This window comes from Cobetia sp. BMC6 (genome assembly GCF_029991385.1).
Taxonomy (GTDB): domain Bacteria; phylum Pseudomonadota; class Gammaproteobacteria; order Pseudomonadales; family Halomonadaceae; genus Cobetia.
The window spans coordinates 462121-479536 of record NZ_JAKUMF010000003.1; the positions used below are offsets into that span (position 1 = coordinate 462121).

Below are 17416 nucleotides of genomic sequence, written 5' to 3' on the forward strand. Positions count from 1 at the left end.
CCCAGAGCCTGAGCGAGTCATCGCTGGTGTCATCCCTGCTTCCCTGTCCAACGCCACGACCTGTCCCGTCGTGGCGTTCACGAGGCCATGTCATGCTGTACATCATCCATTTTCTCGAGGGCATCATCGAGCGACTGGGCGTCATCGCCCGTTACTCGCTGCTGGCGCTCGTATTGCTGGTCGCCGGTAACGTGCTGCTGCGTTACTTCTTCAGCATCAGCCCCGTGCCACTCCAGGAATTCGAGTGGCACCTGATTTCTCCCATCGCGCTGCTGGGCATCTCCTACGCCCTCAAGCATCGCGCCGACGTTCGCGTCGATGTCTTCTACGACCGTTTCTCCCTCAAGGGCCGCGCGCTGGTGGATCTGATCGGTGCGCTGATGACCATCGCCATCGGCGCCGCCATCGCCTGGCTGGGCCTGAGCTACACCGAGCAGTCCTGGCAGCTGATGGAAGGCTCGCCCGACCCCGGCGGCCTGCCCTATCGCTATCTGCTCAAGGCCTTCATTCCCCTCGGGTTCTCCGCGCTTGCGCTGCAGGGCGTGGCAGATTGCCTGCGCGCGCTGCTGGTGCTGTCCGGCAAGTCCGTCGACGGTGACCTGGAATGCGAGGTGACGCCATGAGTCCGAACGAGTGGATCGCGCTGGCCATGATCGGCGGTTTTCTGGTCCTGATGCTGATCGGCATTCCGGTCGCGATTTCCCTGGCCGTAGCCGGTTTCGTCGCAGGGCTGGCGGGTTTTGGCCCGTTGCTGTTCAGCCTGATGCCGGCACGTCTGTATGGCGTGGTCACCAACTACACCCTGCTGGCGATTCCCTTGTTCGTCTTCATGGGGGTCATGCTCGAGAAATCACGGGTCGCCGAGGACATGCTCGAGACCATCGGGCGGGCCATGGGTGGCGTCAATGGCGGCATGGGCATCGCGATCATCCTGGTGGGCGTGCTGATGGGCGCCTCTACCGGCATCGTCGGCGCGACCGTGGTCACCGTCGGCATGCTGACGCTGCCGACCCTGTTGCGGCGTGGTTACCACCCCGGCGTGGCCTCGGCCACCATCTGTGCCTCCGGCACCCTGGGGCAGATCATCCCACCGAGTCTGGTGCTGATCCTGCTGTCGGAAATTCTCGGCGAATCCGTCGGCACCCTGTTTGCCGCCGCCTTCGTACCGGGGCTGGCCATCGCCGTCATCTATATCGTCTATCTGCTGGTAGTGGGCTGGTGGAAGCCGGCTCTCGTCCCGGCCATCCCGGAAGAGGAGCGCGCCGCTGCCGGTGGCATGAAGGAATTGCTGCGTGACCTGGCGCGTAGCGTGATTCCGCCGCTGATGCTGGTGTTTGCGGTACTCGGCTCGATTCTGGGCGGCGTGGCCGCTCCCACCGAAGCGGCCTCGATGGGCGCGTTGGGCAGCATGCTGATCGCGCTGCTGGCGCGGCGTCTCAACTTCGCCATGCTCAAGGCCTGTCTGCACTCGACCCTGACCATCACCGCCATGGTCTATTTCATTCTGCTGTGCGCGCAGCCCTTCTCACTGGCCTTCCGCGGCCTTGGCGGCGAGAACATGGTGCATGATCTGTTCAACCTGCTGCCGGGTGGCGAGCTGGGCGCGCTGATCTTCCTGATGGTGATACTGTTCGTGCTCGGCTTTTTCCTCGAGTGGATCGAGATCAGCTATATCGCGCTGCCGATGTTCCTGCCGGTCTTCATCGGCTATGGCACCGACATGGTGTGGCTGGGCGTGCTGGTGGCGATGAATCTGCAGATGTCCTTCCTGACGCCGCCCTTTGGCTGGGCGTTGTTCTTCCTCAAGGGCATCGCCCCGCCAGAGGTCACCACCCGCCATCTGTATCTCGGTGTACTGCCCTTCGTGGGCCTGCAGGCTACGGCAGTCGTGCTGCTGTTCTGCTTCCCGGGGCTTGCCACCTGGCTGCCGGAAGCGATCGGTTGGTAAGCCGGCCAGCCATGTACCGGCGCGGCTCGAGACACTTGACGGGTAATTCAGCGCAAAGGCCATTGGAAAGGTAATTCAGCAACGCGTAATGTCTTGTGGCCTGCCCATCGGCTCGCCTCCCTGGAGACAGTACACCCGCCAGCGCTTCAGGCAGTGCTTCAGGGGACAAGCATCGACTGCCGATGGCGTTCATCGGCAACCTTCATCAGCAATGAACTACCCCGCGCCATACGGGGACGACAAGGAAACACCATGGAACTGTTCTCAGCCTATCCACTGCACTGGATTCTCGGCCTGATCGCCGCACTGATCGTCACCGGCATGATTGCCGGCGTGATGGCCGGCCTGCTGGGGGTCGGCGGCGGCATCGTCATCGTGCCCGTGCTCTTTCACCTCTTCAGCCTGCTGGGCGTCGATGAAGCGGTGCGCATGCACCAGGCCGTCGGCACTTCACTGGCGACCATCATTCCCACCTCGATCATGTCGGCCAGGGCGCATTACGCCAAGGGCAATCTTGACCCGGCGATTCTCAAGCGCCTGCTGCCGGGCGTGATCATCGGCGTCATCATCGGCGGCCTGCTGTCCAACCTGTTCAGCGGTGCGGTACTGATGGGGCTGTTTGCCACCGTGGCCTTCCTGGTCGCACTCAACATGTTCCGCCGTCAGTCCACCGTGCTGGGCAGTGGGCTGCCGGGTCCGCTGGGCAGCAGCGCACTGGGTACCTTCATCGGGAGCGTCTCGACGCTGATGGGCATCGGCGGCGGCACCCTGAGCGTACCGACCCTGAGCACCCTGGGCACCCCGATGCACCTGGCCGTCGGCACGGGCGCGGCGCTGGGTCTGGTCATCAGCCTGCCGGGCACTGCCAGCTTCCTGCTCAATGGCATCGGCGAACCTAACCTGCTGCCGGGCTCCATCGGCTACGTCAACCTGCTCGGCTTCGCCGCCATCGTGCCGGCCACCATGCTGTGCGCCCCGATCGGCGCGAAGCTGGCCCACGCAATGGACGCCGCCAAGCTCAAGAAAGTCTTCGCCATCTTCCTGATGTTCACGGCACTGCGCATGTTCTACGACCTGTTCACCGGTAGCTGAAACGTACTGGACGCTCAATAACAACAACGGAATCCCCAGGAGCAAGACGCCATGATTCATACCCGACGTGGTTTCGGCGGTGCCTGCGCCGCGCCTCACCATCTGGCGGCGCAAGCAGGCCGCGATATTCTGCGCGATGGCGGCAATGCCATCGAGGCAATGGTCGCGATGGCGGCAACCATTGCGGTGGTCTACCCCCACATGAACGGCATTGGCGGTGATGGCTTCTGGCTGATCAAGCGTCCGGGGCTGGCGCCGCTGGCGATCGATGCCTGTGGCCCAGCGGCAGGGCTTGCCAGCCGGGAGTTCTATGCCGCCCAAGGCTACGGTGTCGCTGATGATGAGGCTGCCGCCCCCCTGATGAATGGCGACAGCATCCCCTCGCGGGGGCCACTGTCCGCCTTGACGGTGGCCGGTACCATCGGCGGCTGGCAGGAGGCGCTGGCCTTCTCTGCCGAGACCTCGGCGGATGGACGCTCGCCCGTGGCGCTCGCGACACTGCTGGGTCATGCCATTCGGCATGCCAATGATGGCGTGGCTGTCAGCGCCAGCCAGAAGGCACTCAGCGAAAAACACCTGGCTGTGCTCTCGCAGCAGCCCGGCTTCGCTGAGCGCTATCTGGGCCAGAGCGAGTCAGGTGAGCCGATCGCGCTGGAAGAAGGCGCACGCCTGCGTCAGCCGGCGCTGGCCGCGACGCTCTCACGTCTGGCAGATGCCGGACTCGATGACTTCTATCGTGGTGAACTTGCCACGCGCATGGCACAGGAGCTGGAAGCCGGAGGCAGCCCGCTGCGCCTGGCAGACCTCAACGGCTATCGCGCCCAGCGCGTCACGCCGCTCAAGGTTCGCCTGCGTGACAGTGAGGTATACAACCTGCCAGCGCCTACCCAGGGCCTCGCGACGCTGATGATTCTGGGGCTCTACGATGAATTGAGCGCCAGGCATGGCATCAGCGAGGCGGATGGCAATACACCGCGTCATCTGCATGCGCTGATCGAAGCCACCAAGCGTTCCTTCCTGGTGCGTGACAGTCTGATCACCTCGCCGGAATGCCTCGAAGGTGGCCTGGCGGGCAGTGTCGCGACTCAGCAGAGGCATCTCGCCGCGGAGGCTCTGGCAGAACAGGCAGCCAGGGTCGACATGCAGGTCGCACTTGGCTGGCCCTACGAGCCCGCCGAGGGCGACACCATCTGGATGGGCGCCACGGATAGTGACGGCACCACCGTCAGCTTCATCCAGAGCGTCTATTGGGAATTCGGCAGTGGCATGGTGCTGCCCAGCAGTGGCGTGATGTGGCAGAACCGTGGGCTGGCGTTCGATCTGGAGCCGGACAGACTGCGCAGCCTGGCGCCGGGCCGCAAGCCCTTCCATACCCTCAATCCGTCACTGGCCTGCTTCGATGATGGCCGTGTGATGGCCTTCGGCACCATGGGCGGTGAAGGCCAGCCGCAGACCCAGGCGGCAGTCTTCACGCGCATCGCGCGCCACGGCATGTCACTCCAGGACGCCATCAGTGCGCCCCGCTGGTTGCTCGGCCGCACCTGGGGCGATGTCAGCACCAGCCTCAAGCTCGAATCACGCCTCGCGGGTGAGATGGCTCAGACACTCGCGGCCATGGGCCATGAGGTGGAAGTCCTCGATGAAGCCTTCAGCGACACCCTGGGGCACGCCGGCGCCGTGATGCGCCACCCGGACGGACAGGTCGAGGCAGCCCACGACCCACGCAGTGATGGTGGCGCGGCGCTGACGTGATGAAAGCCGGCCAGTGTCGTGTCACGAACTGGCCGGCTTATTGCTTATATTCATGGGGGATGGACCCTTCCGGCTGGCTCCCACCGCCACCGCATACTGGGCAACAATCACCACACAAGATGACAAGGAGAACAGGCACCATTAATTAGATATTCATTATCCATAAACAATGAAAATACAGCGACACGACCTTCATCTGCACTCATAACAACGACAGAGCGACTCACCACAATGACAACAGCTTCCTTCATGACACCCCGCCGCCTTGTAGCTGCCATCTCGATCGCCGCCTGCTATCTGGCCTATGGCAACCAGGCCAACGCCGCGGACCACCCGGGGGTGAAGATCTATGCCACCGGCGGCACGATTGCGGGTAGCTCAGCCTCTTCCACGGACACCACCAATTACAAATCCGGCAGCATCGGCGTGCAAGCGTTGCTGGACGCCGTGCCGGAACTGGCCGATGTCGCCGAGGTGAGCGGTGAACAGATCGCCAATACCGGCAGCAGCAATATCGATCAGGAAATCCTGCTCAAGCTGTCAAAGGCGATCAACGAAGAGCTCGCGACGGACACCACCCATGGCGTGGTCATCACCCACGGCACAGACACGCTGGAGGAGACCGGCTTCTTCCTGGATCTCACCGTCGACAGTGACAAGCCTGTGGTCATGGTGGGCGCCATGCGGCCGGCAACTGCCATCAGCGCCGATGGCCCCTTCAATCTGCTGGAGGCGGTTACCTTGGCAGCCGATGAAGGTGCAGAGGGACGTGGGGCGATGATCGTGCTCAATGACCGTATCGGGTCGGCGTATTACACGACCAAGACCAATGCCATCATGATTGACACCTTCAAGGCGACCGAGCAGGGTTACCTCGGTGCCTTCGTCAGCGGCAAGCCGCACTTCTATTACACACCGGCGACACCGACCGACAAGCCTCACTTTGATGTGACATCCCTCGATGGCCTGCCGAAGGTCGATATCATCTACGCCCACCAGGACATGGACCCGGCGCTGTTCACCGCCGCCCTCGACAACGGTGCCGAGGGCATCGTGATCGCCGGCAGCGGCAATGGCTCGATTCCGGAGACAGTCAAGCCGCTGGTCAAGCAGACCATGGCGGATGGCATCCCGGTCGTGCGCAGCACCCGTACCGGCAATGGTATCGTCAGTGCCAAGGAAGAAGGCATCGGCAGTGGCGCCCTCAATCCTCAAAAGGCGCGCATTCTGCTCTCGCTGGCGCTGACGGAGACCGATGACATGGACAAGCTGCGTGGCTACTTCGAGTGAGTTGGCAGTCACATGACGGAACGTGACTGACTATCGATGCAAAAAGGGACTGCTCAGGCAGTCCCTTTTTGCTGCGTCCCCCCTCTGTCGAGACGTGAAACGCTATCACACCTTCAAGGCGCGTTGCGCTGCGAGGGGCTGCGCGTGAAAGCACCGGGGCGCTTCTCACCGTCTTCGCACTCGTGATAACGCCTGGCGGCATTCGCCCACCAGGCAAGTTGTTCGAAGGCCCGCCCGAGATAAACATCCCATTCCCGGCCATCCTGATTGCTGGCGTAGCCGCCATCCTCGTTGAGCACTTCCTGGGCCCTGGGTACGTGGATCATCGCCGAGACCGGCAGACAGCCCAGCTCCGACAAGAAGGTGCGCATGTTGACCGCTGCGCGTACCCCACCCCACTGCCCTGCGGAATAGGTCGCGATGACCGAGGGCTTGTAGGAGTAAAGCGAGCTGCCGAAGTGATTCAGCAGATTGGCCAACGCCGGACTCATGGAATGGTTGTACTCGGGGCTGACCATCACGTAACCATCCGCCGCTTCGATTTGCTGGGCGAGATTGAGCAAGTCCGGGGGGGCATTGCGTTGCGCATAGGAGAACAGTGGCTTGAAAGGGTCTGCCAGAGCGTAATCCAGTGGATCGATCAACACCGCTTCATGGCCGCTTTCCTCGAGCAGTGCGACGCAACACCTGGCGACCCTCTCCCCAAGGCGTGCAGGTGCGGGAGGTGTGCTGGTCCGCACCGACCCCAGAAAGACGAGTATCTTCAGTGCCATTGCTATCTCCTTGTGGTGAGCCCCACGAGGTGAATTCCTGTGCTCGAAATTCGCTCTTTCATTGCATCATTTCCCGAACCCAGAACACCAGAACACCAGGGTGCAGAACACAGAATCAATTTTCGTGATGCACCTGACACAGATCATGAGTATGCATTCTCAGCCGTGCATGCCCTGCCATGAATTCCTGCCATGAATTTCTGGGCTGGTTGCTTTACCTCCTCCCGCATTCTTTCCGTGATTGTGCTGAGACATCACCCTTCCAGTACCCGCAAGGGTATGCCCTGCTGGCAATGAAGCATGTCACCCACAGTACCTGCAATTGGTGACTGATGACCCTCTGCAAAGGTAGCGTGGCGGAGTATCTGGTTTTGCGTCAGTAGCCCATCATTTTCATGACAATACCGATCTCATATCTCGCAGAGTCCAAAGGCTCAAGGCCATGCACGAGCCAATCCGGAACCATGCGAAAAATCGCAACTTCCTCTAATTTGGCATCATGTTAGCCGCTTATAACGACACTATTCTGCCGTATAAACGTCATCCATCATGTCGCACACATTTCATCAGCGCGCTGGCAATCCTGAGGTACATGCCAACGTTGCTATATCCGGTTTCGCGTCATGACGCTGCAACAAACATGCACTAAAACTAATTAAGTGCTAGCTTTGCCATCCCCATAGCATGAGAAAACCAACCCACCTCATGACACGAGGAGACAGACAGGGAATGCAAGACACTCAGGACGTAGCCGTCATCCAGCAGTTCACCTCTTCTTTCACGCATCAGGCCCATCGCGAGACTGTGTCTTTCTTTGATCGCAATCATCCGCTATTCCGCCAGGTGCTCACGCTACGCGAAGACCACCACAGCGCCTCGAAGGCCTACCTCCAAAAGCACCGTGACCACGATGATGTGATCGACAGCAACAGCCAGCATATCTGCCTGATGGATACCCAGCGCGACACCGTACTGGGCAGCATTCGCGTCACCCCCGGTAGTCTCGAGTCGCGCACACTCTTCGATGACAGCGATGCCGTGTCCATCCCCAAGGGCGCCATCTATGAATTCAGCCGGCTGGTGATGGCACCGGAGGCCAAGCGATTTTCCCACGGCAATCTACTGATGGCTGCTGCGGCACATCATGTCAGATCTGAAAAAGGCGACGGCATTCTGGCCTTGTGCAAACGCGCCAACATGAAGATATTCAAGCGTTTCGGCCTGCTGCCGATCCACGATGCCACGCTCCGGACTGACAAGCACCTGGGAGATCTCTACATGGTGTACGCCAGCATGGAGACCATAATGCACACCGCGAAACAGCGATATTGCGCGCCCGAGCAAGCGCCACAGCCAGCGTACCTCTCACCAGACGCTACCCCGTTCTCGCCGGGCCCGGGCCTCGCAAGCCAAGCTCTCTTAACGTAGAACGCTCACCAGTACTGCATCGCAGCCAGCCTACGCGCTGACAGCATATCTGTATTGCGCGCACGCCCCGGGGCCAAGCCACCTCCCCCTGATTTGCCATTCCCTCTTGCAGTCGCTGAGGCTTTGCACCATTATTGAATGATAATGATTATCATAATCATCACTATTCGCTAAAGAGACGGTAACCGAACACGGGAGGGCCTAATGGACGAATGGAAGCGTGAAACACAGGCAGGCAATTTGTTGTTCGAACAGGGCGACTACGCCATGGCAGAGCAGCATTATCTCAACGCCTACCATTTTGCCGACATCTTTCTGATGCCCTCAGCAGACCCGGATGGCGGCGTCGCGGCACTGGTCGTGAGCTATCAGAATCTGGCGGAGCTCTATCGCGCCCAGGGCCAACACCCGCAAGCGATGCGCGCCCTGCAGGCTGCCCATGCTCGCCTCTCCCATGCGCTTTCCGCCCCGGGTCTTTGCCATGCCCATCAACAAGCCTTGCTGCGCGGCAGCGGCCAGGTACGCATGGAGATCATGAATACCGTGCAATGGCTCGGCGTTACCAAGCGACGGACTCAACCGACAAAACCCGCGGAACACTCCACGACGCGGGTCTATCACTGACTCTCACCCTCACAGGAGATACGGCATGAAGAAAACCCTCACCACGAGCGGACTGCTGTTGCTGACCGCCGCCAATACGGCTCTGGCCCACCCGGGACATGACCACAGCGACTGGAGCAGCCCGCTTGTTCACACCCTGTTCTATGGTGCCATCGCAGCCATCATCGGTACCTCGTTCTTCGTCATTCGTCAGTCGCGTCACAAGCGCCAGAACACTCAGCAAAAGGAGGATTGAGCATGATTCACGCCCTGCTTCGCGGCATTGACCGCCTGGTATCAGTCCCTGCAGCTTCCGCGCACTGTGATATTCCCTGCAAGATCTACGACCCGTCTGCTGCGCAGATCGCCGCGCTCAGCGTGATCCGCTTCATGGACCTCATCAATGAGCTGGGTCAGAAGGACAGCCTGACACTGTCAGATCAGGCATTGCTCGCACGCCTGGTGGAGCAGAAGGAAAGCCACGCCGAGAAAGCCAAGCATGAGATCCGCATCATCTGGGGCGACTACATCAAGCAGCCGCAGCGTGACGCCTATCCGGACATCGATGCATTGGTCCACAGCATCATGCTGGCCGGCTCTGCCTGCAAACAGGGCATCGAGCGCGATAAGGGCGAGAAACTGCTGACCCTCATCAATGAATTCGCCGCGGCGTTCTGGGATACCAAGGGACTCACCACCTTTACCGCGACCTGCCCGTATCCGCCGTCTGAAAGCGTCGTCTATCCGAAGCTGGATTGATGGTTGTCTCATGACGTGTAGCAGGAAGTGCGAACGAATGGATAACGAGTGAACTGATGCCCATCGGACTCTACCGTGTCAATGGTGTCAGCATGTCTCCCGGCCTTGCGCCGGGAGATTACGTCGTGACGCTGAAACGCTGGAACTCACGCTATCGCATCGGGGATGTCGTGGTGGCACAGCACCCCCACTTCGGCCGCATCATCAAGCGTATCCGCGCGATACAGCCAGACGGCATGCTATGGCTGGAAGGCACCCATCCTGACAGTACCTCGACTGAAAAGATGGGCTTGCTGTCAAATCACCTGATCAAGGGGCGAGTGATCCACACCTTCTCTCAAGGCAATACGTGAGCCTTTCTTTCTCCTTGCCACGACTTCCCTTTGATATCCAATCTCTCCGCTAACCATCACACCTCCTTCATCAGCCTCAGCGCGTCGTAGATCGCCGCATGGGTATTGCGGGTCGCGACGGCGTCGCCGATGCGGTAGAGCTGGAACTTGCCGTCTGCTGTGCGTTGGGTGTGTTCCGGGCTCGGGCCATCTGCGGGTTGGGCGAGTCCCTCGATCAGGGCGTCGTAGTCCACTGCCCCGCCATTGCGTGAGTGAGGCTTGAGTTCGAAGTAGAGGTCTTCCATCGGGCGGGCGCCGTAGTTGACGACTACCTGATCGACGATTCGCTGATCCGTGTAGGCACCAGTGCCCTTGCCCTGCGCTACGGCATCATCCAGGTAATCACTGCCGATATGGGCGATGAGCTGACCCTCCTCACTGCGCGTGACACCGCCCAGGCGATAGGTCGGCGTGAAGGTGACGGCGAGACGTTGCAGGCTGCGCATGTAAGGCACCAGGTTCATGGCCATGATTTCCGGCGCGAAGGTGCGGTCTGGCGTCATCATCTCGAGCCTGGCCCCGCTGTTGGCGATCATCTCGGCGGCCTGAAGTGCGGCGTGATCTCCCGCGTCATCAAACAGCAGCACGTTGCGGCCAGGCGTGACATGGCCGGAGAGAATGTCCCAGCTGGAGACGACCAGCTCACTGCCGACCTGCGGCATGTCTTCCTCGGGATAGCCACCGGTGGCGACGATGACCACATCGGGCTGTTCCGCCAGCACATCCTCTGCTTCCGCGAAGACGTTGTAGCGAATCTGGATACCGAGCGCCTCGCAGCGACTGATTCGCCAATCGATGATGCCGATCATCTCGCGACGCCGCTCGCTCTGCGCGGTGAGGCGAATCTGGCCACCGGGTTGATCGGCGGCTTCCAGCACTACTACCTGATGCCCACGTTCACCGGCGACACGTGCGGCCTCGAGCCCTGCCGGGCCCGCCCCGATGATCACGACCTTTCGGGTGACCTCGGCAGGCGTGATGTCATGCGGCTGCTCCAGCTCCCGCCCGGTCGCAGCGTTATGGATGCAGTAAGCGGAGCCGCCCTGATAGATGCGATCAAGACAATAATTGGCCCCGACACAGGGGCGAATATCCTCTTCCTTTCCGGCCAACAGCTTGCGCACGATGTGCGGGTCCGCCATGTGGGCACGCGTCATGCCGACCATGTCGACCTTGCCGGTGGCGATGGCGTGGCGCGCGGTGGCGATGTCCTGAATCTTGGCACCGTGGAAGGTCGGGAAATCCATCGCCTCACGAATCTGTCCAGCGAAGTCGAGATGCGGCGCACTGGCCATGCCCTGGATCGGGATGACATCGGTGAGCCCTGCATCGGTATCGATATGGCCGCGCACCACATTGAGAAAATCGACCTGACCGCTATCGCGCAGCAGACGCGAGACTTCCAGGCCATCACTGGCGTCCAGTCCGCCACGCAGGCACTCATCCCCGGTGTAGCGAACGCCGACGATGAACTCGTTGCCCACCCGTGCGCGAATGGCGCTCAACACTTCCATGGTGAAGCGCAGTCGATTCTCGAGACTGCCGCCATAGGGGCCCTCCAGGGTATTGGTGAGCGGCGACCAGAACTGGTCCATCAGATGGCCATAGGCCTGCAGCTCGATACCATCAAGACCCGCCGCCTGCATCCGTTCTGCGGCATCCGCATAATCATTGATGAGACGCGTGATATCCCAGTCCTCGACCCGCTTGGGAAAGGCGCGATGAGCCGCCTCGCGACGATGCGACGCCGACACGACAGGTAGCCAGTCGGCCTTGTCCCAACGCGTACGCCGCCCCAGGTGGGTGAGCTGGATCATCACCGCGGTGCCGTGCTCATGGCAGGCATCGGTCAGCTCGCTCAGCCATGGCACCACCTCATCACGCCAGGCGAGAATATTGTTGAACACCGGCGGACTATCCCTGGCGACCGAGGCGGAGCCTGCTGTCATGGTCAAGGCGATACCGGCACGCGCACGCTCCTCGTGATAGGCGCGATAACGTGCCTTGGGCATGCCATCTTCGGGATAGGCGGGCTCGTGGGAGGTCATCATCAAGCGATTCTTGAGGGTGAGGTGCTTGAGCGTGAACGGTGTGAGCAGCGGATCCAGAGCCATGCGGCCTCCTGAACGTCAGGTCATGAGACATCACAAACAGAGATGCCTTTATCGTGTACACATGTGTACATGAGCTGACTATAGCCCTAGAATCCAGATCGTGCGTCGCTGGAAATGGCGTTCTAGTCCCGCTGGCGCAGACAGAATCGTCACTGTCGCAGACAGCATGCTCGAGACGCGCCACTCCCCCCGTGCTGGTGTCATGCTTGGGTCTTCGAGCCCCCGACGACAGCATCCCCCGCCTGTCAGCCCTTCAGGAGCCCGCCCATGACAGAGAGCACCGCCACACGACCCGAGAGTGCGAGCGCCAGGCCGGAGGGACGCGGCAAGGCCGAAGACTGGCTGGAAGCCGCCTATCAGCAACTGTTGCTCGGTGGCGTGGATTCGGTGCGCGTTCTGACGCTGGCCAAGACATTGGGACTGTCTCGCACCAGCTTCTATTGGAGCTTCAAGGACCGCGATGCCCTGCTCGCTGCCTTGCTCGCCCGATGGGATGCTCACAATACCGCTAGCTTGATCGGGCGCTGCGAGCAATACGCGGCCACGGTGGTGGAGGCCATGCTGAATGTCTTCGACTGCTGGCTGGATGAGTCGCTTTTCGACTCCCGCTTCGAGCTGGCGATCCGCAACTGGGGCTTGAAGAATGATGAGGTCGCCGCTGTCGTCGACCGGGCGGATCAGGCACGCTTACAGGCACTGACCGCGATGCTGATGCGTCATGGCCAGCCTGGCCCCCAGGCTGATGTCCGAGCGCGCACCATTTACCTGACCCAGATCGGCTATCTGTCGATGCGCACACAGGAAAGCGTCAGCGAGCGCATCAGCCGCGTCGCCGAGTACGTCGAGGTCTTCGTCGGCGAGCGCTGTGCCCCCCAGGAGGTGGCACGCTTCGCGGCGCGACATCCGGCCTGAAAAACAAAGCCCTCACCGACGTCGGTCGGCAAGGGCTTGGCGCAGGACCGAACTCAGGGTTCAGTCTGGAGCAGAGCGCGCTCAGAAGGCTTCCCACTCCTCCTCTTCGCGGCGCTGGGACCCGCGCGTGGCATTTGCCGGGGACGGGAAAGCCGTCTGCTCGGCATCCCCCATCGGCTGCGCGTTCATGTGCGACATGGACTGATGCGACATGGACTGATACGGCAAGGCCTGGCGCGACATTGATGAATTTGCCATGTCCTGGGCGCCCGCCACCTTGAAGCCTGCCATCAGCTGCTCCAGTGCCTGAGCCTGAGCGCTCATGCTGCGCGCTGCGCCACTGACCTGATTGACCAGGGTGGTGTTCTGCTGCGTCATCGCATCCAGCTCGCTGACCGCGGTATTCACCTGGCCGACGCCGGCACTCTGCTCACGCGCGCCGGCACTGATCTCGGCGATCATGTCGTTGACACGCTCGACACTGGAGAGAATCTCGGCCATCGCCTGACTGGCGTCCTTCACCTGCGCCACGCCCTGCTGCGTGTGCGAGATCGACTCGTCGATCAGGCCGCGAATCTCGCGGGATGCATCGCTCGAGCGCGTCGCCAGGGTGCGCACTTCCTGCGCGACCACCGCGAAGCCACGCCCATGCTCTCCGGCCCGCGCCGCTTCCACCGAGGCGTTGAGCTCCAGAATGTTGGTCTGGAAGGCGATGCCGTCGATCAGACTGATGATCTCGCTGATGCGCTCGGCGGAGCGGTTTATGTCTTCCATGCTCGCCTGCGCCTTGCGCATGTCGTCATTGCCGCGGCGCGCCTGCTCGGAGGTCGAATTGACCAGCTGGCTGGCCTGCTGGGCGGAATCGGCACTGTGTTGCACGGTGGTGGTGATCTCCTCCATCGAGGCCGAGGTTTCCTGCAGGCTGGAGGCGGACTGCTCGGTGCGTGCCGAAAGCTCCTCGTTGCCCTGGGCAATCTCGCCGGCAGCCTGATTGACGGCGCCCGTGGTGCCCCGTACCTGACCGACCACACGACTCAGGTCCTCGCCGACGCTGTTCATGGCCGCGGTCAGCTTGCCGATCTCATCCTGACGCTGACTGGTGATGCGCTGGGACAGATCGCCCCGCGCCAGCGCCTGAGCCAGTGACACCAGCGCATCCAGCGGACGACTGATCAGACGACGCTCGAGGAAGTAAAGGATACCGGCCACGACCAGCGCCAACAGCAGTGCCAATCCGAAGACCTGATTGCGGACCTGCGTGATGCCCGCCGTCACTTCCTGCTTGTCGATCGTGGTCGCCACCACCCAGTCCCAGGCCGGATAGTGCTGGAAGCTGGTGATACGATCGCTGTCTTCTCCCGCCAGGCGGTAATCGATCTGACCGCTGTCGGCAGCAAAGAGCGGCGCGAAGGTCGGCTCACCCTGCGCATTCTTGAAATCCATCAGCGAGCGGCCCTGCCACTGACCCGTCGTCAGTACCTTGCCCTGCTGGCCCGGCGCCGTGCTCGCCACCAGACTGAAGTCCTTCTCATGCAGCTGGATATTGGTGATGGTGGCATACAGCTCATCGATCTGCTCGCCGACATCCACCCCGATGAACGAGGCCCCGATGAGGTTGTCATTGAAGTCGGTGATCGGGCGATAGCGCGTCATGTAGTGACGGCCCGCCAGATAGAGCATGCCGGTATAGGGCTGGCCGGCATTCAGCGCATCCTTGACCCCACCACTCAGCGTCAGCCCGAGCAGGCTTGAGCCATCTTCGGTCTTGAGGGTGGTGGCGATCCGCACGAAATCCTCACCATCGCGCACGAAGAAGCTGACCGGGGCACCAGTGCGATTGGCGAAGTCGGCCAGATAACCGGATTGATTGTTGAGCATGAAGCCGGCATTGAGCAGCGCCGGGGCATCACGCTCGCCGATCGGCAGACGTCGGTCCTCGATCAGCGTGAAGTTGTCAGGAATGGTCGCCAGGAAGGCATTGAGCATGCGGGTCACGCTGGACTGCATGGTGGTGTCGAACAGCTCGATGGTGTTGGTGATCTGTTGCTGCTGCTGAGCGAGAGCGCGTTCTGTCTCGCCTTCCACCTGATGCATGCTGGCCGTCGAGAACACCAGGCCCAGCGCCGTGAAGGCTGCCATCATCAACAGCAATACCAGCAAGGCGAGCTTGCTGCCGACACTGGCGCGGGCCAGACGCTTTCTTGTTGTCATCACTACGCGATACCCCGATCCAAGAGAGAAGTATCACGTCTATCGGCCACCGGACGCAGAACTGTAGCGATCCTGCTGACGAGGGGTTGCTGAAGAGTTGGCACTGACAAGGGGGGGCTGGCCAGCGGGGCCTTGGAGTGCCGCTGATCAGTACCCCCTCATTCATGCCTCACTCATCCCTTGTCCCACATCCATTGCGTCTCATCCATTACCCCTTAGCGTCTCGTCTGCCACCAGTCATCCAGCAGCTGGCGCTCGGCATCGGTCATCTGGGTCATGTTGGCCAGCGGCATGCTCTTGTCGACCACCGTGCGCTGATGGATACGCATGGCCTGACGCTGGATGTCATCCCAGCCATTGAAGGCCACGCCGGCCGCCGGGGCCGTCAAGCCGATCAAGTTCGGCGTGTCACTGTGACAGCCGGCGCAGCGTTGCTCGACGATATGGCTGACCTTGTCTCGCAGGGCCTGATTCTCCCCCAGGCCCTGGTTGACCGCAGCGCTGCTGGCCGTGACAGATGCTGAAGACGCTGTAGTCTGGGCGGTCGCAGGCGCCGTCTGTGAGCGCGGCGCGCAGAGCAGGATCACGCCGATCAACGCCAACACTGCCCCCACGGGCACCCAAAGGCGCTTGACGCCCTTGTGATGATCCACCGTGGCGATGCGGATCAGACCGCCCATCACCAGCAACAGAAGGATGACGCCAAGGCGAGAGTCATTGGCATACAGCAGCGGGTAGTGGTTGCTGATCATCATCAGCACCGCAGGCAGCGTGATGAAGGTGTTGTGTACCGAGCGCTGCTTTGCGCGCTGGCCGTGGACCGGGTCCGGCGTTGCCCCACGCTGCGCAGCGGCCAGCAGCGCCTTCTGACCCGGGATGATCACATTGAAGACGTTGCCCGCCATGATGCTGCCCATCAGCGCGCCCATCACCAGAAAGGCAGCACGCCCCGCGAACAGTTCGGTCGCGACCCACGCCGCCAGCGTCAGCCACATACCGACCGCGACGAACAGCGCACCGGCATGGCGCTTGAAGGGGCTGCGGCACAGCGCCTCGTAGCCCAGCCAGCCGCCGACGAGCACGCCCAGAGCGCTGCACACGGCCAGGGTGCCGCTCATCTCGAACACGCGCGGGTCGATCAGGTAGGCGTGAGGCTGCAGCAGGTAGATCAGCGTGAACAGCCCCATCCCGGACAGCCAGGTGACGTAGGCTTCCCACTTGAACCAGTGGATCTCGCTGGGCAGCCGTTCGCTGACCCCATCATGGCGAAACAGATGATAGAGGCCGCCACCGTGTACCGCCCACAGCTCACCGCCGGGGCGACCATCGACCGCATGAGTAGCGGGCTTGCGCCGATTGTCGAGCCAGATGAAGAAGAACGATGCGCCGATCCAGGCGATCCCCGCCATGACATGCAGCCAGCGGGTCAGCAGCATCGCCCAATCGAGAAGATATGCGCTCATGCCGGCTCCTTAGCTGCCGCGGTAGACACTGTAGGCCCACGGGGTGACCAGCAGCGGAATGTGATAATGGCCGTTGGCCTCCAGCGTGAACTCGACCGGCACCCGGCCGAGCATGCCCTTGCCCACCGCGCGGCTGGCAAAGTAATCCCCGACCTGAAACGTCAGACGATAGACGCCGGAGAGATCAGCGGAAGCGTCGCTTTCCTCAAGCAGCGGTGCATCGAGGCGCCCATCGGCATTGGTGGTGACCTGCGCGATCTCGTGGAAGTGACCCTGCGCATCCTGGTGCTCCAGGGTGATATGCACACCGCTGGCAGCGATGCCTTCGGCCTGGTTGAGCACATGCGTCGTCAGTCTGGGCATGGCGATTTCCTGTTCTTGTGTGGGTGTGGCGGGTACGGCTGGGCCCTGTACGACGGGGGCCTGTACAAATGAAGCCCTGCGAAAGACGGCCGTGTTTCGGTTTTCTGGCTTGCCCTGTTCTGACCTGCCGTCAGCGGTTGGTGGTATTGCCCCCGATGAGTGCATTGCTGCATTCTGACCGATCGGTCAAGGTGCAAGCCGTATCTCCCCATCGCAGGCGCCGCTCGGCGCCGCCAGGCAAGTCGGAGGCGATACAGCCTTGTCGTCCACCCGCTGGCATGGCGATGCAGCGTGTGACCGAGCGTTGGTCAGGCGC

Annotated in this window: 16 protein-coding genes; 11 read left to right on the forward strand and 5 right to left on the reverse strand. The window is 61.6% G+C overall.

Annotated features, from left to right (window positions below):
- The first annotated feature begins 92 nt into the window (after nt 1-92).
- The 5 genes from MKZ40_RS09355 (at nt 93) to MKZ40_RS09375 (ending at nt 6082) form a co-directional block, all read left to right on the forward strand.
- A complete protein-coding gene (locus MKZ40_RS09355) occupies nt 93-623 on the forward strand; it encodes a TRAP transporter small permease subunit (RefSeq protein WP_175088711.1) in 531 nt (176 codons plus the stop codon).
- A complete protein-coding gene (locus MKZ40_RS09360; protein WP_175088710.1) occupies nt 620-1948 on the forward strand; it encodes a TRAP transporter large permease subunit in 1329 nt (442 codons plus the stop codon). The genes MKZ40_RS09355 and MKZ40_RS09360 overlap by 4 nt, the downstream gene beginning before the upstream one ends.
- Before the next feature lie 252 nt (nt 1949-2200).
- The gene (locus tag MKZ40_RS09365; protein ID WP_175088709.1) at nt 2201-3040 is read left to right on the forward strand and encodes a sulfite exporter TauE/SafE family protein; all 840 of its coding nucleotides are present in this window, start codon (nt 2201-2203) and stop codon (nt 3038-3040) included.
- Between the two features lie 51 nt (nt 3041-3091).
- On the forward strand, nt 3092-4792 hold the full coding sequence (locus MKZ40_RS09370; protein WP_175088708.1) for a gamma-glutamyltransferase family protein: 1701 nt from the start codon (nt 3092-3094) through the stop codon (nt 4790-4792).
- Between the two features lie 231 nt (nt 4793-5023).
- Nucleotides 5024-6082: a type II asparaginase gene (locus MKZ40_RS09375; RefSeq protein WP_217485803.1), complete on the forward strand. Its 1059-nt coding sequence runs from the start codon at nt 5024-5026 to the stop codon at nt 6080-6082.
- A 113-nt stretch (nt 6083-6195) separates the two neighbouring features.
- Here the strand turns inward: MKZ40_RS09375 and MKZ40_RS09380 are convergent, their stop codons facing one another.
- Nucleotides 6196-6855, reverse strand: coding sequence for an NAD(P)H-dependent oxidoreductase (locus tag MKZ40_RS09380; protein WP_217485802.1), 660 nt, complete (start codon nt 6853-6855; stop codon nt 6196-6198).
- 684 nt (nt 6856-7539) lie between these two features.
- Here MKZ40_RS09380 and MKZ40_RS09385 point away from each other — a divergent pair.
- The 5 genes from MKZ40_RS09385 to sodX all read left to right on the forward strand — a co-directional run bounded on the left by MKZ40_RS09385 (nt 7540) and on the right by sodX (nt 9998).
- A complete protein-coding gene (locus tag MKZ40_RS09385) occupies nt 7540-8283 on the forward strand; it encodes a hypothetical protein (protein ID WP_175088707.1) in 744 nt (247 codons plus the stop codon).
- Nucleotides 8284-8487: 204 nt separating this feature from the next.
- The gene (locus MKZ40_RS09390; RefSeq protein WP_175088706.1) at nt 8488-8907 is read left to right on the forward strand and encodes a tetratricopeptide repeat protein; all 420 of its coding nucleotides are present in this window, start codon (nt 8488-8490) and stop codon (nt 8905-8907) included.
- A 25-nt stretch (nt 8908-8932) separates the two neighbouring features.
- Complete coding sequence (locus tag MKZ40_RS09395; RefSeq protein ID WP_175088705.1) at nt 8933-9142, forward strand: hypothetical protein; 210 nt, start codon at nt 8933-8935, stop codon at nt 9140-9142.
- A gap of 2 nt (nt 9143-9144) precedes the next feature.
- Nucleotides 9145-9645, forward strand: coding sequence for a superoxide dismutase, Ni (gene sodN, locus MKZ40_RS09400; RefSeq protein ID WP_175088704.1), 501 nt, complete (start codon nt 9145-9147; stop codon nt 9643-9645).
- A 56-nt stretch (nt 9646-9701) separates the two neighbouring features.
- Nucleotides 9702-9998, forward strand: coding sequence for a nickel-type superoxide dismutase maturation protease (gene sodX, locus MKZ40_RS09405; protein ID WP_175088703.1), 297 nt, complete (start codon nt 9702-9704; stop codon nt 9996-9998).
- A gap of 56 nt (nt 9999-10054) precedes the next feature.
- Here the strand turns inward: sodX and MKZ40_RS09410 are convergent, their stop codons facing one another.
- Entirely contained in the window at nt 10055-12151 is a 2097-nt protein-coding gene (locus MKZ40_RS09410) for an NADH:flavin oxidoreductase (protein ID WP_175088702.1), read from the reverse strand.
- A gap of 267 nt (nt 12152-12418) precedes the next feature.
- Here MKZ40_RS09410 and MKZ40_RS09415 point away from each other — a divergent pair, with 267 nt between their 5' ends.
- A complete protein-coding gene (locus MKZ40_RS09415) occupies nt 12419-13063 on the forward strand; it encodes a TetR/AcrR family transcriptional regulator (RefSeq protein ID WP_175088701.1) in 645 nt (214 codons plus the stop codon).
- Nucleotides 13064-13144: 81 nt separating this feature from the next.
- Here the strand turns inward: MKZ40_RS09415 and MKZ40_RS09420 are convergent, their stop codons facing one another.
- The 3 genes from MKZ40_RS09420 to uraH form a co-directional block, all read right to left on the reverse strand.
- Complete coding sequence (locus MKZ40_RS09420; protein WP_175088700.1) at nt 13145-15274, reverse strand: Cache 3/Cache 2 fusion domain-containing protein; 2130 nt, start codon at nt 15272-15274, stop codon at nt 13145-13147.
- A gap of 215 nt (nt 15275-15489) precedes the next feature.
- Nucleotides 15490-16737 carry a urate hydroxylase PuuD gene (locus MKZ40_RS09425; protein WP_175088699.1) on the reverse strand — a complete coding sequence of 416 codons (1248 nt, stop codon included), beginning with the start codon at nt 16735-16737 and terminating at the stop codon, nt 15490-15492.
- 9 nt (nt 16738-16746) lie between these two features.
- Nucleotides 16747-17100, reverse strand: a complete 354-nt coding sequence (gene uraH / locus MKZ40_RS09430; protein WP_175088698.1) for a hydroxyisourate hydrolase — start codon at nt 17098-17100, stop codon at nt 16747-16749.
- Nucleotides 17101-17416 lie beyond the last annotated feature (316 nt).

Bases quoted from the DNA above. Each gene is read 5' to 3' on its own strand.
- MKZ40_RS09355 (WP_175088711.1), top strand. From the start codon at position 93: ATGCTGTACATCATCCATTTTCTCGAGGGCATCATCGAGCGACTGGGC.
- MKZ40_RS09360 (WP_175088710.1), top strand. From the start codon at position 620: ATGAGTCCGAACGAGTGGATCGCGCTGGCCATGATCGGCGGTTTTCTG.
- MKZ40_RS09365 (WP_175088709.1), top strand. From the start codon at position 2,201: ATGGAACTGTTCTCAGCCTATCCACTGCACTGGATTCTCGGCCTGATC.
- MKZ40_RS09370 (WP_175088708.1), top strand. From the start codon at position 3,092: ATGATTCATACCCGACGTGGTTTCGGCGGTGCCTGCGCCGCGCCTCAC.
- MKZ40_RS09375 (WP_217485803.1), top strand. From the start codon at position 5,024: ATGACAACAGCTTCCTTCATGACACCCCGCCGCCTTGTAGCTGCCATC.
- MKZ40_RS09380 (WP_217485802.1), bottom strand. From the start codon at position 6,855: ATGGCACTGAAGATACTCGTCTTTCTGGGGTCGGTGCGGACCAGCACA.
- MKZ40_RS09385 (WP_175088707.1), top strand. From the start codon at position 7,540: ATGAGAAAACCAACCCACCTCATGACACGAGGAGACAGACAGGGAATG.
- MKZ40_RS09390 (WP_175088706.1), top strand. From the start codon at position 8,488: ATGGACGAATGGAAGCGTGAAACACAGGCAGGCAATTTGTTGTTCGAA.
- MKZ40_RS09395 (WP_175088705.1), top strand. From the start codon at position 8,933: ATGAAGAAAACCCTCACCACGAGCGGACTGCTGTTGCTGACCGCCGCC.
- sodN (WP_175088704.1), top strand. From the start codon at position 9,145: ATGATTCACGCCCTGCTTCGCGGCATTGACCGCCTGGTATCAGTCCCT.
- sodX (WP_175088703.1), top strand. From the start codon at position 9,702: ATGCCCATCGGACTCTACCGTGTCAATGGTGTCAGCATGTCTCCCGGC.
- MKZ40_RS09410 (WP_175088702.1), bottom strand. From the start codon at position 12,151: ATGGCTCTGGATCCGCTGCTCACACCGTTCACGCTCAAGCACCTCACC.
- MKZ40_RS09415 (WP_175088701.1), top strand. From the start codon at position 12,419: ATGACAGAGAGCACCGCCACACGACCCGAGAGTGCGAGCGCCAGGCCG.
- MKZ40_RS09420 (WP_175088700.1), bottom strand. From the start codon at position 15,274: ATGACAACAAGAAAGCGTCTGGCCCGCGCCAGTGTCGGCAGCAAGCTC.
- MKZ40_RS09425 (WP_175088699.1), bottom strand. From the start codon at position 16,737: ATGAGCGCATATCTTCTCGATTGGGCGATGCTGCTGACCCGCTGGCTG.
- uraH (WP_175088698.1), bottom strand. From the start codon at position 17,100: ATGCCCAGACTGACGACGCATGTGCTCAACCAGGCCGAAGGCATCGCT.